At 68.5% G+C, this 238-nt stretch carries 1 protein-coding gene; it reads left to right on the top strand.

Features of this window, described 5'->3' with window-relative positions; all coding sequences use genetic code 11:
• A partial coding sequence (locus IF30_RS42985; RefSeq protein WP_037903310.1) for an acyltransferase domain-containing protein occupies nucleotides 1–238 on the top strand: 238 nt, incomplete at both ends.

Raw genomic sequence — 238 nt, 5'->3', positions numbered from 1 at the left:
GGGTGGCGACGGAACCCTGACGATGGTCTTCTCCGGCCAGGGCAGCCAACGCCTGGGCATGGGCCACGACCTCTACACCACCTACCCCGCCTACGCCGACGCCTTCGACGAAGCCTGCGCCGCCCTCGACCCCCACCTCCCCCACCCCCTCCACGACATCGTCTTCGGCACCGACCCCCACCTCCTCAACCAAACCCAATACACCCAACCCGCCCTCTTCGCCCTCCAAACCGCCCTC

Source organism: Streptomyces sp. NRRL S-350, from assembly GCF_000719705.1.
Taxonomy (GTDB): domain Bacteria; phylum Actinomycetota; class Actinomycetes; order Streptomycetales; family Streptomycetaceae; genus Kitasatospora.
Note: the sequence above shows the minus strand (reverse complement) of the source record. Positions and strands in the feature narration are given on the sequence as shown.